This is a genomic window from Jeotgalicoccus halotolerans (genome assembly GCF_003387165.1).
Taxonomy (GTDB): domain Bacteria; phylum Bacillota; class Bacilli; order Staphylococcales; family Salinicoccaceae; genus Jeotgalicoccus; species Jeotgalicoccus halotolerans.
Map to the genome: position 1 here is coordinate 84,353 of NZ_QUMW01000010.1, position 17,685 is coordinate 102,037.

The window sequence follows — 17,685 nt, forward strand, 5'->3', positions numbered from 1 at the left end:
ACGCGGCCGTATTTTACGGCCGCGTGTTTCACTTTCTTTTTTATTAAGCTGCCGCCGGTTCTCTCTTTTTCTTCTTATACAGCTGATAGAGAACAAGCAGAATGAACAGACCGAAACCTATTGAATCGGTTATAAGATCGCTCTGGATAAACAAGAGAGCCGTTATAACAGCAATGATTCTTTCTGCAATATTATATTTCACAAACATAAAGTTTTGTATAAAGGACGCAAACATCGCCATACCGACTGCCGCTGTTATAATTGCCCAGATCATTTCCATTGCACTTGCGTCTGTAATCAGCAGAATTGTAGGGTTTATTGCGAACATAAACGGCAGAAGAAGCGCAGCCGAGTCATATTTAAAACCTTGCACTCCAGTTCTGATCGGCCCTGCTTTCGCTATACCAGCTGTCGCATACGCCGGCAGATTGATCGGAGGCGTATCGTCAGCAAGAACACCATAGTACAATACAAACAAGTGTGCCACTATGATCGGCAATCCAAGGTTTGTCAGCACAGGAGCTATAACAGCCGCAAGCACTACGTACGTCGCCGTGGTCGGCAGCCCCATACCAAGCAAGAGACATGCAAATACCGTCAGAATAAGCGCAATATACAGCTGAGTATTATCAGTAATCATAAAGTTCGGCAGCGTACTTTCAAGCGTGTCTGAAAAATTGATGACTATTCTTGTGAATTTAGTTGATAAGCCGCTCGTTGTGATTACGCCGATCAGAATACCTGCTGTCGCACAAGCAACAACAATACTTAAGGCGTTTCTGGATGCTTTATCGAAACCTTCCAGCAGCTGTTTAAAGCCGTACTTTTGCGGCGCCACATCCCGCTTGGTCATCTTCTGGAATATCGCAAAAAGCAGAGCGACAATAATACCGCCGAGCACCATGGTAAATATCGGACTGCGCCAGCGGATAGTTTCAGCATTAAACAGACCTAAACCGAGCGCATTATCGAATACTGACAGACCCTGATTCACAAATACAATTAAATACTGCATAGAGAACGTTAAAGCCAGTAATATTGCGGCAAATATAATCGTCCGTCCCATACTTTCTTTAAAACGATATGCAAAAAAAGCAATAATAATCATGGCGATAATCGAGTAAAATGCCGAAGCATTAACTGACGCTCTTTCAACTACCAGGAAGTAAAGCAATATTAAAATAGGTACAATCAGATAACCCTGACTGAGCAGCAGCTTTCTTGCCGATGTCATTTCAGACCTGTCGATACCGGATATATTATGTTTGTTGGCTTCGAAATGAACCATGAACAATATTCCGACATAGGCAAGCAGCGCTGGTATCAACGCACTTTTAATAATTTCAAAGTAAGGAATACCTGTAAATTCCACCATTATAAATGCAGCAGCCCCCATTACAGGAGGAAGAAACTGCCCACTCGATGATGCAGCAACCTCAACGCCTCCGGCAACATGCGGCGGAAATCCTACTTTCTTCATTAAAGGAATTGTAAATGTTCCCGTAGTCACCGCATTCGCAGTCGAACTGCCTGAGATACTTCCCATCATTCCGCTTGCTACCACGCTTGCTTTGGCAGGCCCGCCTTTGTATTTACCAAATCCGCGTATGGCAAGATCAATGAACATCTTTCCAGCTCCAGTTGACTCGAGTATTGCTCCAAATAGTATAAAAATAAATACAAACTGGGCGGAAGCGTATATTGGCGTGCCGAAGATACCATTACTTCTGTATGTAATTTCGTATACGAATCTTGAGAAGTCACCTCTGTTGTGGTAAAACTGTCCAGGTAAAAATTCTCCGGCAAAGAAATAACCGATTCCTATCAGCGCAATAATTACAAGCGGCAAACCAACAACCCGCCTGGTCGCTTCGATAACAATAACGATAAATAGCGCACCCATAATCAAATCTAAATCTGTTGGACGTGCTGACATTATTTCTGGTGCATCCTGTCTTTGTATTAAATATATCCCTAACAGAAGCGATATTGCTGCTAGAATAAAATCATATATCGGAATTGTTTTTTGAGATGTTCCTTTTTTGATCGGAAAAATTAAAAACACCAGTACTATTGCCAGCGTAAGGTGAATAATCAAAAATGTTTTTGAGCCGATGCCTGGCAAGCCGAACCCTGCTACATAAAGATGGAATACCGCCAGCAGAATAGAAAGCGAACTAACCAGTATCGTCAGCTTCTTTCCAAGATCTCTGTCGCTGCCTTCCAATTCCTGAATTAATTTCTGTTGTTCTTTAGCATCCATTAGTTAATCACCTCTAAAATAACCTTTCATTAATTTCACTTCTAAATTTTTCCCTTTATAAGGTGCCTCAGAAATGAGGATATCTTTGTCCCCTATTACAATATGGTGAGGAAACACTGAGGAAGGTCTGATTCGCAACGTACCTCCATGTACTTTACGATTTATATTTTTGATGATGAACTTCCCATCATCTATTTCGACATCTTCACCCTCATAAGGCATACCTGCCCCAAACGATTCTGTATGACTTTCCATCGTATAAATTCCATCACTCCGCACTTCAAAAACTTCACTTACCGGCGAACGTTCGACAGAATGTATATAATTCACTGCAAACTGTTCTCCATATTCAATATTCTGTACAAACAGCTTTTCTTCAGTGCTCATATCTTCAATAATAATTTTTAACGGCTGATTCAGCTGAAATATTATCGCTATCTCCAGGAGGATAAAAAGACTTGTAAGGGATAAAAAGGCATTGCGTATATGCAATGCCTTTTTACAGTTATCTTTACTCATTTAATCACTGCTCATCATAATAGCGCTGAACACCCGGATGCAGATCGATTGACATACCTTCTTCTGCAGTATCAAGTGACAGCTCTTCCCCGCGGACATGAGCATTCGCCATTTGGTCCAGGTTATCAAAAATTGCTTTAGTCATTTCGTACATCTGGTCTTCCGGAATATCATTGGAAGCAATCAGCATCGCCTGCACTGCAACTGTAGATGCTGTGCTGTCAAAGTTATCATATGCATCTGCAGGGATGTCTTGTTTTGTATAATAAGTGTATTCTTCCATCAGACTATCCATTGCATCTTCATCAAAACTCACAATTCTCACATCTGCACTTGCACTTAGTTCCTGAATAGCACCGGTCGGTGTTCCTGCAGTAACAAAAGCAGCATCAACGTTCCCATCTTGCAAGTTAGTAGAAGCATCCGCAAAGTCTAAGTATTGAGCATCAATGTCGTCAACTGTCATGCCATGTGCTTCGATAATCTGATTAGCATTTGCTTCCGTTCCAGATCCCATGTCACCGATAGCAACACGTTTTCCTTCAAGATCAGCCACTGATTCAATACCTGAGTCCGCTAAAGTAACCAGCTGAACTGTTTCAGGATAAATAGTGAATACACCGCTGTAGTTATCGAGAACTTCACTGAACATATTACTTCCCTCAGCACCGTAAAATGCGATGTCATTCTGCACGAGAGCGAGCTGGGCTTCTCCGTTATTTAACTGTTCCGCATTAGAAACAGATGCTCCAGAAGATACACCCGTAGCACTCACATTATCGAGAGAAGAATCAATAATATCAGCCATCGCAACTCCTAAGGGGAAGTAGACTCCGGCTTCGCCGCCTGTAAGCAGAGTAACATTTTCGATCCAGTCCTCTCCGCCTGCAACATCCCCTGACTCTCCGCTGCTCTCCTGTTCGTCACCTGAGTCATCCCCGCATGCTGCTAAAACCAGCAAAACTGCAGACAACATCATTAAAAACCATTGGTTCTTTTTCATTAAATTAGTCCCCTTTCAATTTTTTTACTTTCTTACCAGCAATCTTAACATAAAAACGCTTTCAATAATTAGAAAATTCCTATTTAATTTTATACCTTTTCCATGATTCATTTTCCTGATTCCCACAATCTTGTTAAAGTGCTACTATTATCATTAATGAGGTGCACAAATATGATATATAAATATTTCAACAGAACATTTATTTTTGGTATTTTATTTACTTTTATCGTCGCTGTTTTAAGCATTACGCTCTCAAAGTTACCGGTTATTTCAAGTATCGGCGCACTGGCAGTAGCACTTGTTATCGGCGTAATTTACAGGCAGACTCTCGGCTATCCTGAAGCTTTACGTCCCGGAATTACATTTTCAGCCAAAAAACTTCTGCGTTTTGCTATCGTACTGTACGGTTTTAAACTTAACCTGCAATTAATTATCAGCGATGGCTGGATTATGATTCTTCTAGGCATCGGTGTCATCGTGTTCAGTTTTACCCTTATGCATATATTGAATAAGTATTTTAAAACTAATTCATCAATTATGTTTCTGCTGGCTGCAGGAACTGGAATTTGCGGGGCTGCGGCGATATCTGCAGTCAGTTCAATCATCAAGGCGAAAGAAGAAGATACTGCTATCAGTATCGGTTTGATTTCTGTTGTGGGAACAGTCTTTGCCCTCAGCTATACATTTATCGGCCCATTATTCGATATGAATGATATTACATATGGTGTATGGAGCGGTCTCAGTCTCCATGAAATTGCTCAGGTTGTACTGGCAGGGGGCAGTGCGAATGACGAGGGTATGGCAATGGCCTTACTTTCTAAATTAAGCAGAGTATTTCTGCTTATTCCTGTAAGTTTTCTGCTGATGTATTTCGTTTCCAGAAAACAGCATAAGAAAACCGGCGGAAAAGTTGATATTCCTTACTTTCTTTTCTTTTTCGTCCTGATAGCAATCTTAAATACATTTATCACAATACCTGAAGGGTTGAGCGCAGTAATTGATCAGCTGACCACTCTGTTCATGGTTATGGCCATGGTTGGTCTCGGTCTCAGTGTTTCACTGCAATCCATCCGGGAAAAAGCATTAAAGCCGCTTTACGCTTTAGTTATTACATCGATTTTATTATCGGTAATTACATTTTATATTGCATCTATTATTTAAATAAAAAAGGACAGCTGACGTCAGCTGTCCTTTTTCAGTTCATCTTATAATGTTGTACAGCAAGGAGTGCATCCAGCCCAAGACATTCTAAAATAAAAAATAACCGCTCTCTTAAAGAGAACGGCTAATATCCATTTCTTTTACAGCAGACCAATCCACTGCCAATATGTCGCAGACAGAAGAATAATAAGCAGATAGCCTCCGACTGTAAGGAAGATACCGGATTTCAGTAAGTCGTTTACTGTAAAGGTTCCGGTTCCGTAAGCAAGCATATTTTGCGGTGCACTTACCGGCAGAAGGAATCCGAAACAAATAACAAATTGCTGAACCAGTACAAAACCAAGTGATGCATCCCCCATATTCAGCGTAGTTGTTAACGCGATAAATACCGGGATCAGCGCAGATGCAAGTGAAGTTGCACTCGCAAATCCGAGGTGAATAATAATGTTAAATACAGAAACAAGCGCAATGACTGCAACCAGCGGGAATGCATCGAGCCCCATCGCACCGAATGTTACATCGGATAACCATTGTGCTGCACCTGTTCGTAGCAGAACGGTACCGAGTGATATCCCAATCGCAAATACGATAATTGTTCCCCAGTTAATTGTGCCTTCCACTTCTTTCCAGGTAAACACACCGACTTTAGGCGACAGCATAAGTGCAAGAGCAATTAACGTAACTGAAGATGAATCAAACGGATGCAATATACCTTCTGTAGCCCAAAAGATGAGCAGCAGCGTAGCGATTATAATTAAGCGCCATTCTATAGGTTTAATCGGGCCGAGTTCCGCAAGTTCTTTATCAATAAGCTCCCGGCCGCCGCTGATTTCATCAGTTTCGGCTTTAAAGAAACGTGTCATTACAAAGTAAAGAAGTATACTCATTATAATTGAAAACGGCGCTGCATAGATAAACCAGTCAATCCACGATACATCCTCGCCCATCGCTTCGTTAATAAATCCGACGGCTACGAGGTTTTGTGCTGCGGCAGTTTTGATGCCGACGTTCCAAATTGATACTGCCTGTACAGCAGTAACAATTAATAAGGTAGCAAGTTTACTATCTTTCGACATACCGAAGGCTGCGACCATACCTATTAAAATCGGTATGATTGCACCTGCTCTTGCCGTTGCTGACGGGACGAAAAAGGCCAGTAAAATCGAGACCAGAATCGTTCCCAATACAATCGCATTCGTTTTATTTCCAACAATTCTCAATACGTAGAGAGCGAGACGCTTATGCAGATTGGTAATCTGCATGGCACTGGCAAGAAAAAGGGCTGCTGCGACGAGTGCCAATGCCGAGCTTGAGAAACCTGAAAAAGCTAACGACAGGGCATTTCTTGTACCAAATTGTTCTGTGCCGTCAGGCACATCAAGTGCGGCGCCAATATCATTTGCAGGCACCGGTGACAGCCCGAGTAAAATAATAAGCAAACCGACAATCATTACTGCAGAGACCGGGTATTTAACAGCCTCTGTTACCCACATGATTACCGCGAATGCCAGAACTGACAGTGCTCTGAGTCCGATGACCCCGAGTGCTTCCGGAGCAGGTAAAAAGTTAATGATTACTAAAACTAAGAAAGCAACGATAATCCAGACTGGCTTATAACCCTTCTTTTCTTTTTCCTTCTTGTCTGCCATTAGACAATCTCTCCTTTAATATCTCTTTGGATTTACTACTAATATAACATGATTTACTTCTCATTACCCTTTATCGTTTAATATGTCACAATACTTTCAAAGTCTTGAATTTTTTTATTTTTCTGCACATAAATTTTTGCATTAAGTGAATCTGAAATATATTATTGTATTAATACTATTCATTTTATAAAAAAAATGGCTTGGAAGTCTTAAAATCAAGATTTCCAAGCCATTTCTCTTATTGTCCTCAAGCTTTTGTTCCAGCCTTCTTATAATTAATCGTTAAGCACTTCACTGTTATAAATTTTAGTATTTCTGAATACATAAGAACCTGCTACTGCAATAAGGAATGAGATCACTGCACATATTGCTGCATATGTTAAAACCTGTGCTGCAGGATTATAACCGAACATTACCAGCAATCCGGGCACCGGTGCTGCTGTACCGGGAGCATCATTTACCATTCCCGACATCGCAATAACCATCCCCGATAAACCGCCGCCTATAAAGTTAGTCACGTACATAGGTATAGGATTTGCAGTAATCAGATCTGCTTTCGAAAGCGGCTCGATTGCTACTGAAATAATCGATTTTAAATCTCCTATTTTAAGTTTATAGAACAACCATGCGTTTGCCGGCGAAGAAGCAAAGGCGGATAAGGCAGCTACTGCCATCGGCACGCCTGTCAGGCCGAGCAGAGCAGTTAATGCCATGGAGCTGAGCGGCGAAATACCGACTACTGTAACAATGCCCCCAAGCATCAGCCCCATGAGCAGTGGACTTGTATCGGTAGCAGTCTGAATAATCGTTCCTATTTCAAGCAGTGAGTTGTCTATAAGCGGTGTAATAAATAAACCCAGCAGACGGATAACCGGCAAAGCGATTAAAATTACAATGATAAAATCGAGCCCTTTAGGAATAACCCGCTGCAGCCAGAGTACTCCAAATGATACAATATATGCTGCAAACAACCCCGGAATCAGTCCCATATCACCAAAACCTGCAGCCAGAATTGCAGAGTTTACGGGATTAACTTTCATAGCCAGACAGACGAGCATAACTACTATCGTGCCATCCAAACTCCCTGCCACTGTTCCAGCAGTCTGGAAAAACTCGAGGTCAAAAAGGTCTCCGATAACAAATGCATTTAAAGCTTCAACCAAATATGTAGCGATTGCAGCACCTGCAAAAGCACCCATAACTTTTGAACCGTAAGGTGCAAAGTGAGTAAACAAAGTGAAAAATAGTAAAATAACCAGAAGAAGACCAATGCCTATCAGCTCGTTAATTGTCAAAACCCCCAAATATTTATATATAATGGTGTATTTTTTGAAAAGCCTTTCAGGAAATTACAATGAAATTAAGTTACCATACGAAAAATTTTTAGTCAATTTTAATTATTGCAATTTTATGTTTATCCTTATGTTAAAGTGGTCATATAATTAATAATTGTCTATTTTAAAAATTATTTTCAGGAGGCAAAATATGCTGAAATATCTCGTTAATTTATATGTAGGTTCTAAAGTATTTGAAGGCGGTCTCGACAAGATTAAAGCTGAAGGAAATCTCGGCGAAGATTTTGAATCGGAATTCAATGTCAACAAAGACCAGATGAAAATCGCCGGCTATTTTGAAGCTGTCGGTTCAATTTTCCTTTTCCTGTCGTTCCTCGGAAAAACTTTTACACGTATCGGAACGTTCCTAATTAACACTGTCCTCGGTGTCGCTATCTTAAAACATCTGAAAGCGGGTCACGGTTATGAGGGAAGTAAAAAAGCACTCGGACTGTTCGGTCTGAACACGTTGAGTTTCCTTTCAACATTCCGTAAATAAACAGTCAGCCTGAAGATTTTCTTCAGGTTTTTTATATGCTTTTTGTTTCAAAAAGTACAGTATTGGATATATATATAACTATTACAGATATAAACAAATTAGGAGGATTCCACTTTGATTAAATATAATCAGCAATTTATAAATGGTGAATGGACAGACAGCGCAAGCAGTAAAACTATAGAAGTTATTAATCCGGCTACAGAAGATGTATTTGCGACTGTCGCTGCAGGGAACTCAGAAGATGTAGACAAAGCAGTCGCTGCCGCACACAGCGTTTATCTGAAATTCCGCAATACTCCTGTAAAAGAACGCAAGGAAATGCTAGAGCGCATTGCAGATGAATATGAGAAACGGAAAGATGATTTGATAGAAACTATTACAAACGAACTGGGTTCGCCGCTCTCAGTGTCTGAGAAGTCCCACTATAACGCTGGGTTAAATCATTTCAGAACTGCTGCAGAAACACTCGATACATTTGAGTTTGAAGAACAGCGGGACGATGCACTCATTGTGAAGGAAAGTATCGGGGTGGCCGGTTTAATTACACCGTGGAACTTCCCGACCAATCAGACCGCCTTAAAATTATCAGCGGCCTTCGCAGCTGGTTCTCCGGTAGTTTTAAAACCAAGTGAAGAGACGCCGGTTACCGCATGTATTTTAGCAGAGATTTTCCAGGCAGCCGGCGTGCCTAAAGGAGTTTTTAATCTCGTAAACGGCGATGGTGAAAACGTTGGCACACCGCTCAGTGAACATCCCGATGTCCGCATGATGTCATTTACCGGTTCTGGACGGGCAGGCAAAAGTATTATGGAAAAAGCAGCAGCTGACTTTAAAAAAGTAGCCCTGGAACTCGGCGGTAAATCTCCTTTAATCGTACTGGATGATGCAGATTTGGATGATGCTGCAGCTTCTGCGGTAAACAGAGTAGTGAGAAATACCGGTCAGGTATGTACAGCGGGCACCCGCACACTCATACCGGCAGAACAGAAAGATAAGTTTTTAAAGAAACTGAAAAAGAAAATCAGCACTGTAAAAGTCGGTGATCCAAGAGCAGAAGGCATAGAAGTCGGTCCGCTTATCAGCAAAAAACAGTTCGACCGCGTACAGAGTTATATTGAAAAAGGACAGGAAGAAGGCGCAACACTGTATCACGGCGGTACAGGGAAACCAGAAGGTCTCGATACAGGATATTTCGTTAAACCGACGATATTTACCGAAGTTGATAACAGTATGACTATTGCTCAGGAAGAAATTTTCGGTCCTGTAATGAGCGTCATTACTTATAACGATTTAGAAGAAGCAATCCGCATAGCCAATGACACTGTTTACGGACTTGCAGGTTATGTTGTCGGCAAGAACAAAGAAAAACTTCAGTATGTTGCACGTTCCATCGAAGCCGGCACAATCAGTATTAATGATTGCGGAGGCCCGAGCACTTTACCATTCGGCGGCTATAAGCAGTCAGGCATAGGACGTGAATGGGGCGATTACGGCATAGAAGAATTTTTAGAAGTAAAATCTATTAAAGGTTATTTTTCATAAAATAAAAAAACGCCCATAAGGGCGTTTTTTTATTTGAAATGCCATATTCTCCGTTTCAGCAAATACAAAAACAGCATGAACAAAATCAGACATAACGTTAAAAATCCAATGTTCATCATTGAAACCCCAAGCCAGCCACCCTGCATCCAGAATACCCCCGCAAGGGTCCCCCCTACACTAGAACCAGTATAATAAAAAAACAGGTAGAGTGATGATGCCTGGGCTTTATTGCTGTGTGCAATATTCCCGACCCAGCCGCTCGTGAGCGAATGTGCGATAAAGAATCCGAACGTAAACAATATCAGTCCGGCAATAATCATCCATACAGATGGCAGGAGCACTGTAACAAGCCCTGTAATCGCAACAATAATCCCCGCATAAAGCATAACTACTTTACCAAACCTGTAAACAAGATTTCCTGAAAACATCGAACTTAAAACACCCGCGAGAAAAATCAGATAAATCCAGCTGACCAGGGTCTGGCTGATATTATAATCTTCTATCAGCACGAATGAAACATAGTTATAAAGAGAAACATTTGTTCCGAGAAGCAGAAAACCCATTATAAATAAAATAAGCAGCAGCGGGTTTCTAATGTGGCCGGTCAGTGATTTAAGAAGTTCTTTAACATTGAAATCTCTCTTCACGAAATGCTTGGAAGGAGACAATGCATACCAGAAAATAAATGCTGCAAACAGACCGACTGCACCGACGCCAATCAGACCATACTGCCATCCCCATAATCCTGCTGTTACACCTGAAAAAACACGGCCAAATACTGCACCAAGAGCATTTCCGCTTATGTATAATCCCATCGCGCCCGGGAGGCTCCGGGGATGAATTTCTTCTCCAAGATAGGCCATCGCAATAGAAGGCAGGCCGGCAAGCGCCACCCCCTGCACTGCCCGCATAACAATTAATGAGCTGAATGTCGGACTGAAGGCAGTAAGTATGCATAGGACCGAAGCAGCCAGCATTGATGCTATCATAATATTTTTACGTCCTACTGCTTCTGAAATAGAACCGAAAGTCAGCATGCTGACTGCGAGAGTAAATGTTGTTACGGAAAGCGAGAAACTTGCAGCTGTCGGAGTGACACCATAGTAAGCAGTTAAATCAGGCAGAATCGGCTGTACTACATAGAGTATCGCAAATGTATTAAAGCCTGCGGCGAAAAAAGCGAGTGCTGTCTGTTTATAACTTTTAGTTCCCCGTTCTATAAAATCCATTTCCATCCCCCGTTAAACTTTTAATTACGATTTGTAAACAGTCTGATCGAGCCAGTCTTTAATTTCTTCAAGCGTACTGTTATCGAGCGGCTCCGGATATGTCATCATGACGAGCGGGACAGTATCGTAGCCTACATTAATTACAGGCTGAATATAACTGTAAGAGGATAAATGAAAACCATTTCTCTCATAAAATTTTACGCGTCGTCTCTGTATTTCATCTTCAGGCGGTTCCACTTCGAGGACAACAGGTTTACTGCTCATATCGGTATATGCCTGAAGCGTTTTTGAACCGAGACCTCGCGAACGATGTTTTTCATTCACTGCGAGGTGTTCTAAGAAGCGGTATTTTGCATTGGTCCATTCTGCAAAGAACGCCAGTATTTCGCCATTTTCGCGCAATATATAAACGTTATAATCCGGCTTATCCAGCAGCATCTGCTGTCTTTTAAAATTTCTTATTTCCGACGGCGGAAATGAATCCGTCATCAATGTATATAATTGTTCAAACTCATCTTTCTCTAGTTGTTCCAGCATAATCACACATTCCTTCATTTTAATATTATTATTACTATAGAACAGTTTGGAATATAAAAAAAGCGGTACACGTTTGTGTACCGCTCGAATAACCCCGTATTTTTAATTACTGCTGTGCGCACTGGCACTGATTTTTTTCAGCATCTCTCTGAAAGCACTCAGCTCTTCGTCACTTAAGGCAGTAAACAAACCTGCAAGAAGTTCGCTGTGTGCAGGGAAAATCCGTGCAATCAGGCTTTCTCCTTCTTCAGTCAATGCCGCTTTCATACTGCGTCTGTCATTCTCATCACGTTTCCGGATTATATAGCCTTTTTGCTGCAGCTTATCCAGTATATAAGTCGTACTTGAATTTGCAATCAATATCCGTTCCTGAATGCGGTTAATCGGCTGGGGACCTTTATTATATAAAAGTTCCAGGACTGCAAACTCGCTGATATTCAGTCCGTACTGCTGTGCATCATTCTTTACCAGCTTCTCCAAAATATCATTTGTTCTTTTAATACCGACAAATGCTTTTAAACTTTCTTCCATTCTCGTCATGATATTACTCCTCAGGGGCTTCAAATCCATCAAATTATATAACTTATCAACATCTCTGTCAACGAATGTACTAGTCTTCAAAATAATCATCATCTATTTCGAGCCATATAATTTATCAACGATACCCTTGAAAACATTTACTGTAATCAAGGCGCCCTCATCTTCATCGTATTCAACATCTGTAACTGTCCCCTCGAATTCTTTAAGTGCTTTGTCCACCGCTTCCTAGGCTGTTGTACCTAATTCTTTTCAGCGTTGTCTCTGACTGTGACTGAGCCGTTACTTTCTTCAGTTTCCCATTCCATATCATCGGCACTTGCCGTTGTATTTGCACCGCATGCTCCTAAAACAAAGACTGATGCCAGTACGCCGCCAGCTAAAAGATTCTTATTCAATTTCATGTCAATCATCCTCCAAAATTTTTTCCGCTGCATTTGTGCGGTATGTTTCATTTGTTACTTACAGAATATCCGCCCTCGGCTAAGGGAGAGTTAAACAATAGTTAAAGGATGATTAAAAAGAAAGAATCTTCATTTTAACTGCTGCAGGAGGTCAAGCGCTTCGTCCTGCTCAAGCTTCTTCAGCGTTCGGAGGGCTCTTCTTACAATGAAAGGAGATGTTTCACTAATATTTTCTTTAAGAAAATCTATCACTTCTTCAGGATGGTATTTAGATATATCATTTAGATGATTCGCCACCGATTTTTCAACGTATCTCGACGGATCATTCAGAAATGGCTGCAGCAGTCTGAAGTTTTCCTGTATATCATCTCTTAAAAAAGGAAGTTTTTTTGCCCACGGCAGACGGGGCCTTGTACCTTCTGTCACCAGCCTTCTTAAATGAGCGTTCTCACTTTCTCCCCAAACTTTGAATACTACTTCAACTTTATCGTAATCTTTTCTTATAAAAGGACGGATGGCAAATTCTGCTGTATCGCGTTTCGTAATTTCCTCTATCGCTTTCATTGACTGGTCAAAATAATCGAGTCCGTATGTTTCAATAAACTTTGACAATGCCCTGTAGTAATACATTTCTTCAAACGGAAAGTAAAATTTATCATTTTCGAGACCGAGTACTCCTATAATAATCTCTGTTGCTTCGATATAATCATCCGGAAGATAATACTTAAGCTGTTTTGAGAATACTTCAATTCTTTCAGACATGCGTCCGCCTTCAATTTCCATTACTGTTTCTTTAATAAAACTGTCACTGTCAAAATCCGGATAGACGCGGCCGATATCCTCGGCATAATGTTTCGCAAGATCTTCATCAAAATAATCTTTCATCAGTTTTCGTCGGTTCATCGCTTCCACCTCTTTATAAGTATTAAAAAAAGTTCCTATTTTCATAGGAACTCTGGTAATTCATTTTAGTTTAAATACGGCAGGATACCGAGCCCTTTGCTGCCAATACCTCCATGCACACCAAGTGCAGGTGTTAAATAACCGACCCGGCAGCTGATGCCCGGATACATATTTTCAAATCTTTTTTTAATCTGCTGAGCTTCTTCTGCAATATCTCCGTGAGCAATCGCAATTTTAAACTTGCCGTTAAACTTGTCCATTGCTTCTTCAATAATTGATTCCCACAATTTAATAACACGACTGTTCGTCCGCACTTTGTCAAATGGTTTCACTATGCCGTCTTCAGCAAAATATACAATCGGTTTAATTTTAAAGAGACTGCCTATAAAGGCGCTCCCCGCTCCAAGTCTGCCGCCTCTGACAAGGTAATTCAAATCATCCACAACTAAATATATCTGGCTGTCTTTAACCAGGTTTTCAATTTTTCCGACAGCCTCTTCCACGGCGGTTCCTTTCTCGATCTGTTCGATTGTCTGTTCGAGAAGATGTTCTATAATATAAGAAGTACCATTGGAATCTATAAGATAATAATTAATTTTACCTTCTTCTTTATACTCATTTAAAACCATCTGTGCACTCTGATAAGTTCCGCTGAGGCCTTTGCCGATATGAATAGCAATGATAGTATCGTAACCTTTTGAAATTATCTGGTCGACAACTTCATAATATTCACCGACCTGAGGCTGAGATGATTTTGGAATTTCTTTTTCCGTTGCCAGACGCTGGTAAAATGATTTGAGCGCCGTTTCATCCGTAGTATCTTTAAAAATCGTTCCGTCTTTGAATGTTACAGATAAGTGTACTTGAAATACATCTGAACGGTTTGCTAGCTCATCTGATAAACTCGCAGTACTATCAACGATATACGCAATTTTCATGTCCTGCCTCCTACTATTTGCCGTTTGTTCGTCTATATTTATAAGTATAATAAAAATGAAACTATAAGTATATTAAAATCATTTACGTTGTTGTCTGAAGAAAAATTGCATGGACAATTAACAGAAATTTATGTAAGCTCTTTATATCCTGCTTATAACTAAATTTAATTATATCGGGGAAAACAAAGTAATATATTATGGGAGGGTTTTCATTGACAGACAAAACAGAGAAAAAAGGAGTTTTTCAAAAATTCCTAGACGTCGTTGAACGCGTCGGCAATAAGCTGCCAGATCCATTCGCACTATTTATCGGACTGGCGTTTTTAATTATAGTAATATCTTGGGCATTCAGCTTGTTTGACGCCTCGGTAATACATCCGGGGAACGGAGAAGAATTACCTATCAACAGTCTAATTTCCGGTGAAGGCCTGCAATTCATACTGACTTCTATGCTCGACAACTTTACAGGATTTGCACCACTCGGGCTTGTATTGTCTATGATGCTCGGTATCGGACTGGCTGAGAAAGTCGGCCTGCTCGATTATGCTATCCGTAAAACAATTTTAAAATCACCGCCGTTTTTAGTTACATATACAGTGGTGTTCGTCGGTATTATGGGGAACCTAGCATCAGATGCTGCTGCGGTTATTATTCCTCCGCTCGGGGCGCTGGTTTTCTATAAACTCGGCAGACATCCACTTGCAGGGCTTGCTGCAGGTTTCGCCGGTGCGGGCGCTGGTTTTACCGCAAACTTATTCATTGCAGGGACAGATGTACTTTTATCCGGCATTTCGACAGAAGCAGCTCGTTTAATTGATGACACAATCGTAATTACACCGGTTGATAACTGGTACTTTAATATCATTTCTGTATTTATGCTCACAATTATCGGGGGTCTCTTGACATCGCGTTTTGTCGAGCCGCGTCTCGGAGAATATAAGGGCGAAGGTATTGAGGAAGAAGATTCAGAGGAACTGCCAAACGCTAAAAAGGGTTTGATAGCTGCAATAGTAACAGGTGTTGTTTACTGGGCTGTTATTATCGCAGTTATTCTCCTCCCGAATAGTCCACTGACCAATGAAGAAGGCGGTATTATACCGTCACCATTCATCGACGGTATTGTACCGATTATACTCATCTTCTTTATTTTAATCGGAATTGCGTTCGGTATCACTACCGGCAAGATTAAATCGACAAAAGACGCAACATATTATATGACTGAGTCCATTAAAGATATGGCAGGTTATATTGTTCTCGTATTTGCGATTGCTCAATTTATCGCTTACTTTAACTGGAGCAACCTTGGTACTTGGCTCGCAGTGAATGGGGCTGAGTTCCTTGAAAGCGTAGAATTTACAGGAATCGGATTAATTATCGGCTACGTTATTTTTACCGCACTTATGAACTTCCTGATTACATCAGGTTCTGCTAAATGGGCAATTGAAGCACCTATATTTGTTCCAATGTTTATGCAGCTCGGATACGACCCAGCCTTTACACAGGCAGCTTACCGTATTGCAGATTCATCGGTAAATATTATTACACCGCTGTTCCCTTATATGGTTATTATTTTAGCGTTTATAAAGCGTTATGATAAAAATGCAAGTATCGGAACTTATATGTCACTCATGCTGCCGTATTCATTAGTATTCCTGCTTGCATGGATTATCCTGCTCGTAGTGTTCTACTTCACAGGCTTACCGCTTGGACCGGGTGTTTCTACGTTCTTGGAAGACAGAGTACAATAATTAACCAGGAGATGATTCACAGTGTCATTACACACAAAGCTTATAAATTGGCGGAGGGACTTCCATCGGCATCCTGAGCTCGGCTTTCTTGAAATGCGTACATCTACAATCGTCGCAGATACTTTAGAGAGCCTCGGATACGATTTGAAAATTGGACGGGAAGTAATGCATCCTGGCTTTACAATGGGTAAACCTGGTCAGGAAGAGACATTCAGACATTATGAATGGGCAAAAGAAAACGGTGCTGTTTCAAAATACCTGGATCAGGTATCAGAAGGCTATACAGGTATTGTCGCAACACTGGATACAGGAGTTCCAGGTCCGGAGATTGCGTTTCGTTTCGATATGGATGCCCTTCCGATTTACGAATCGGAAGACAGCAGTCATTTTCCTCTTCAGGAAGATTTCCGTTCAATAAATAATGAAATGCATGCCTGCGGCCACGATGTTCACACTTCCATCGGACTCGGGCTCGCAACACTTTTAATGGACAATAAAGATGATTTAAAAGGCAGGATAAAACTTATCTTCCAGCCGGCTGAAGAAGGCACCCGAGGCGCACGCTCAATGGTTGAAGCGGGGGTTGTCAATAATACTGATTACTTTATCGCTTCGCATATAGGTACCGGGGTTCCGTTCAATCATTTCTTAGGATCAAATAACGGTTTTCTTGCCACTACTAAAATTGATGTATCCTTTAAAGGCGTGTCCTCTCATGCAGGCGGACAGCCTGAAGAAGGCAAAAATGCTATGCTCGCTGCTGCCAATGCCGTTATTAACTTAAACGCTATTCCCCGCCACTCGGGAGGTGCTACACGTATTAATGTTGGTGAACTGCATGCCGGAAGCGGACGCAATGTCATTGCAGACAGTGCCAGTCTTAAAATTGAGACGAGAGGTACAACAAGCGAATTAAATGAATATATGAAAGAGTATGCACATTCTGTAATCCAGGGTGCTGCTCAAATGTTTCAGGTAGATTATCATATAGAAACTGTCGGGGAGGGTAGGAGTGCTGCCGGTTCGACAGAACTCGCACAAGTGCTGGTGGATGCAGCAGATAGTGTGAAACTGGTCACAAAACTTGAAGAAAATAAACCGAGTGGCAGTGAAGACGCAACGTTTTTCATTAATCGCGTACAGGAACGCGGCGGACAGGCTTCTTACTGCATATTTGGAACAGATCTTGCGGCGGGACATCATAATGAGAAGTTTGATGTGAACGAAGACAGCATGCTGAGCGCGGTCCAAACCTTATTTGAAACAGCCAAACTAATAAGTGAAAAACAGTAAGACATTACAGAGACAAAATCTTTACGGATTTGTCTCTTTTTGTTTATGAAAGCTTCAATTGGTTATGTATAAAGTATCGCAATAAGTAATTCTTATTGTACTTTTAGCGATTCTTCGTTTTTATTT

17 protein-coding genes are annotated in these 17,685 nt (G+C 41.1%); 5 read left to right on the forward strand and 12 right to left on the reverse strand.

From position 1 onward, the window contains the following. Positions 1 to 43: 43 nt before the first annotated feature. From DFR63_RS05190 to DFR63_RS05200, 3 genes are read right to left on the reverse strand one after another with little or no spacing between them, the layout of a single operon-like run. Positions 44 to 2,263 (reverse strand): TRAP transporter permease, encoded by a 2,220-nt coding sequence (locus DFR63_RS05190; protein ID WP_115884883.1) that lies wholly within the window; start codon positions 2,261 to 2,263, stop codon positions 44 to 46. Between the two features lie 3 nt (positions 2,264 to 2,266). Next, positions 2,267 to 2,782, reverse strand: coding sequence for a DUF1850 domain-containing protein (locus tag DFR63_RS05195; RefSeq protein WP_115884884.1), 516 nt, complete (start codon positions 2,780 to 2,782; stop codon positions 2,267 to 2,269). A 4-nt stretch (positions 2,783 to 2,786) separates the two neighbouring features. After that, complete coding sequence (locus DFR63_RS05200) at positions 2,787 to 3,785, reverse strand: TAXI family TRAP transporter solute-binding subunit (RefSeq protein WP_115884885.1); 999 nt, start codon at positions 3,783 to 3,785, stop codon at positions 2,787 to 2,789. Between the two features lie 171 nt (positions 3,786 to 3,956). Between DFR63_RS05200 and DFR63_RS05205 the strand changes: the two genes are divergently transcribed. Continuing rightward, positions 3,957 to 4,946, forward strand: coding sequence for a YeiH family protein (locus tag DFR63_RS05205; protein ID WP_170133374.1), 990 nt, complete (start codon positions 3,957 to 3,959; stop codon positions 4,944 to 4,946). Positions 4,947 to 5,086: 140 nt separating this feature from the next. Here DFR63_RS05205 and DFR63_RS05210 read toward each other — a convergent pair whose 3' ends face one another. Together DFR63_RS05210 and DFR63_RS05215 are read right to left on the reverse strand one after the other, a co-directional pair. After that, positions 5,087 to 6,595 carry an SLC13 family permease gene (locus DFR63_RS05210; protein WP_115884887.1) on the reverse strand — a complete coding sequence of 503 codons (1,509 nt, stop codon included), beginning with the start codon at positions 6,593 to 6,595 and terminating at the stop codon, positions 5,087 to 5,089. A gap of 275 nt (positions 6,596 to 6,870) precedes the next feature. After that, a complete protein-coding gene (locus tag DFR63_RS05215) occupies positions 6,871 to 7,884 on the reverse strand; it encodes a PTS sugar transporter subunit IIC (protein ID WP_115885063.1) in 1,014 nt (337 codons plus the stop codon). Between the two features lie 196 nt (positions 7,885 to 8,080). On the opposite strand from DFR63_RS05215, the gene DFR63_RS05220 reads away from it, so the two are divergent. Both DFR63_RS05220 and DFR63_RS05225 read left to right on the forward strand, forming a co-directional pair. After that, a complete protein-coding gene (locus DFR63_RS05220; RefSeq protein ID WP_115884888.1) occupies positions 8,081 to 8,428 on the forward strand; it encodes a hypothetical protein in 348 nt (115 codons plus the stop codon). Between the two features lie 114 nt (positions 8,429 to 8,542). Next, complete coding sequence (locus DFR63_RS05225) at positions 8,543 to 9,970, forward strand: aldehyde dehydrogenase family protein (RefSeq protein WP_115884889.1); 1,428 nt, start codon at positions 8,543 to 8,545, stop codon at positions 9,968 to 9,970. Between the two features lie 29 nt (positions 9,971 to 9,999). On the opposite strand, the gene DFR63_RS05230 is transcribed toward DFR63_RS05225, so the two are convergent. The 7 genes from DFR63_RS05230 to DFR63_RS05250 all read right to left on the reverse strand — a co-directional run bounded on the left by DFR63_RS05230 (position 10,000) and on the right by DFR63_RS05250 (position 14,518). Beyond that, the gene (locus tag DFR63_RS05230) at positions 10,000 to 11,199 is read right to left on the reverse strand and encodes an MFS transporter (protein WP_115884890.1); all 1,200 of its coding nucleotides are present in this window, start codon (positions 11,197 to 11,199) and stop codon (positions 10,000 to 10,002) included. 24 nt (positions 11,200 to 11,223) lie between these two features. After that, positions 11,224 to 11,736, reverse strand: coding sequence for a GNAT family N-acetyltransferase (locus DFR63_RS05235; protein ID WP_162842286.1), 513 nt, complete (start codon positions 11,734 to 11,736; stop codon positions 11,224 to 11,226). Between the two features lie 102 nt (positions 11,737 to 11,838). Next, positions 11,839 to 12,276, reverse strand: coding sequence for a MarR family winged helix-turn-helix transcriptional regulator (locus DFR63_RS05240; RefSeq protein WP_115884892.1), 438 nt, complete (start codon positions 12,274 to 12,276; stop codon positions 11,839 to 11,841). A 93-nt stretch (positions 12,277 to 12,369) separates the two neighbouring features. Beyond that, entirely contained in the window at positions 12,370 to 12,495 is a 126-nt protein-coding gene (locus DFR63_RS11985; protein ID WP_281271280.1) for a hypothetical protein, read from the reverse strand. Positions 12,496 to 12,515: 20 nt separating this feature from the next. Next, a complete protein-coding gene (locus DFR63_RS11760) occupies positions 12,516 to 12,677 on the reverse strand; it encodes a hypothetical protein (RefSeq protein ID WP_162842287.1) in 162 nt (53 codons plus the stop codon). 129 nt (positions 12,678 to 12,806) lie between these two features. Then, positions 12,807 to 13,580, reverse strand: a complete 774-nt coding sequence (locus DFR63_RS05245; protein ID WP_162842288.1) for a DNA alkylation repair protein — start codon at positions 13,578 to 13,580, stop codon at positions 12,807 to 12,809. Between the two features lie 65 nt (positions 13,581 to 13,645). Further along, entirely contained in the window at positions 13,646 to 14,518 is an 873-nt protein-coding gene (locus tag DFR63_RS05250) for a DegV family protein (RefSeq protein ID WP_115884894.1), read from the reverse strand. Between the two features lie 197 nt (positions 14,519 to 14,715). Between DFR63_RS05250 and DFR63_RS05255 the strand changes: the two genes are divergently transcribed. Both DFR63_RS05255 and DFR63_RS05260 read left to right on the forward strand, forming a co-directional pair. Further along, positions 14,716 to 16,266, forward strand: coding sequence for an AbgT family transporter (locus DFR63_RS05255; protein WP_115884895.1), 1,551 nt, complete (start codon positions 14,716 to 14,718; stop codon positions 16,264 to 16,266). Positions 16,267 to 16,287: 21 nt separating this feature from the next. Then, complete coding sequence (locus tag DFR63_RS05260) at positions 16,288 to 17,559, forward strand: amidohydrolase (protein WP_115884896.1); 1,272 nt, start codon at positions 16,288 to 16,290, stop codon at positions 17,557 to 17,559. The last annotated feature ends 126 nt before the right edge of the window (positions 17,560 to 17,685 follow it).

Bases quoted from the DNA above. Each gene is read 5' to 3' on its own strand.
- DFR63_RS05190 (WP_115884883.1), bottom strand. From the start codon at position 2,263: ATGGATGCTAAAGAACAACAGAAATTAATTCAGGAATTGGAAGGCAGC.
- DFR63_RS05195 (WP_115884884.1), bottom strand. From the start codon at position 2,782: ATGAGTAAAGATAACTGTAAAAAGGCATTGCATATACGCAATGCCTTT.
- DFR63_RS05200 (WP_115884885.1), bottom strand. From the start codon at position 3,785: ATGAAAAAGAACCAATGGTTTTTAATGATGTTGTCTGCAGTTTTGCTG.
- DFR63_RS05205 (WP_170133374.1), top strand. From the start codon at position 3,957: ATGATATATAAATATTTCAACAGAACATTTATTTTTGGTATTTTATTT.
- DFR63_RS05210 (WP_115884887.1), bottom strand. From the start codon at position 6,595: ATGGCAGACAAGAAGGAAAAAGAAAAGAAGGGTTATAAGCCAGTCTGG.
- DFR63_RS05220 (WP_115884888.1), top strand. From the start codon at position 8,081: ATGCTGAAATATCTCGTTAATTTATATGTAGGTTCTAAAGTATTTGAA.
- DFR63_RS05230 (WP_115884890.1), bottom strand. From the start codon at position 11,199: ATGGATTTTATAGAACGGGGAACTAAAAGTTATAAACAGACAGCACTC.
- DFR63_RS05235 (WP_162842286.1), bottom strand. From the start codon at position 11,736: ATGCTGGAACAACTAGAGAAAGATGAGTTTGAACAATTATATACATTG.
- DFR63_RS05240 (WP_115884892.1), bottom strand. From the start codon at position 12,276: ATGACGAGAATGGAAGAAAGTTTAAAAGCATTTGTCGGTATTAAAAGA.
- DFR63_RS11760 (WP_162842287.1), bottom strand. From the start codon at position 12,677: ATGAAATTGAATAAGAATCTTTTAGCTGGCGGCGTACTGGCATCAGTC.
- DFR63_RS05245 (WP_162842288.1), bottom strand. From the start codon at position 13,580: ATGAACCGACGAAAACTGATGAAAGATTATTTTGATGAAGATCTTGCG.
- DFR63_RS05250 (WP_115884894.1), bottom strand. From the start codon at position 14,518: ATGAAAATTGCGTATATCGTTGATAGTACTGCGAGTTTATCAGATGAG.
- DFR63_RS05255 (WP_115884895.1), top strand. From the start codon at position 14,716: ATGGGAGGGTTTTCATTGACAGACAAAACAGAGAAAAAAGGAGTTTTT.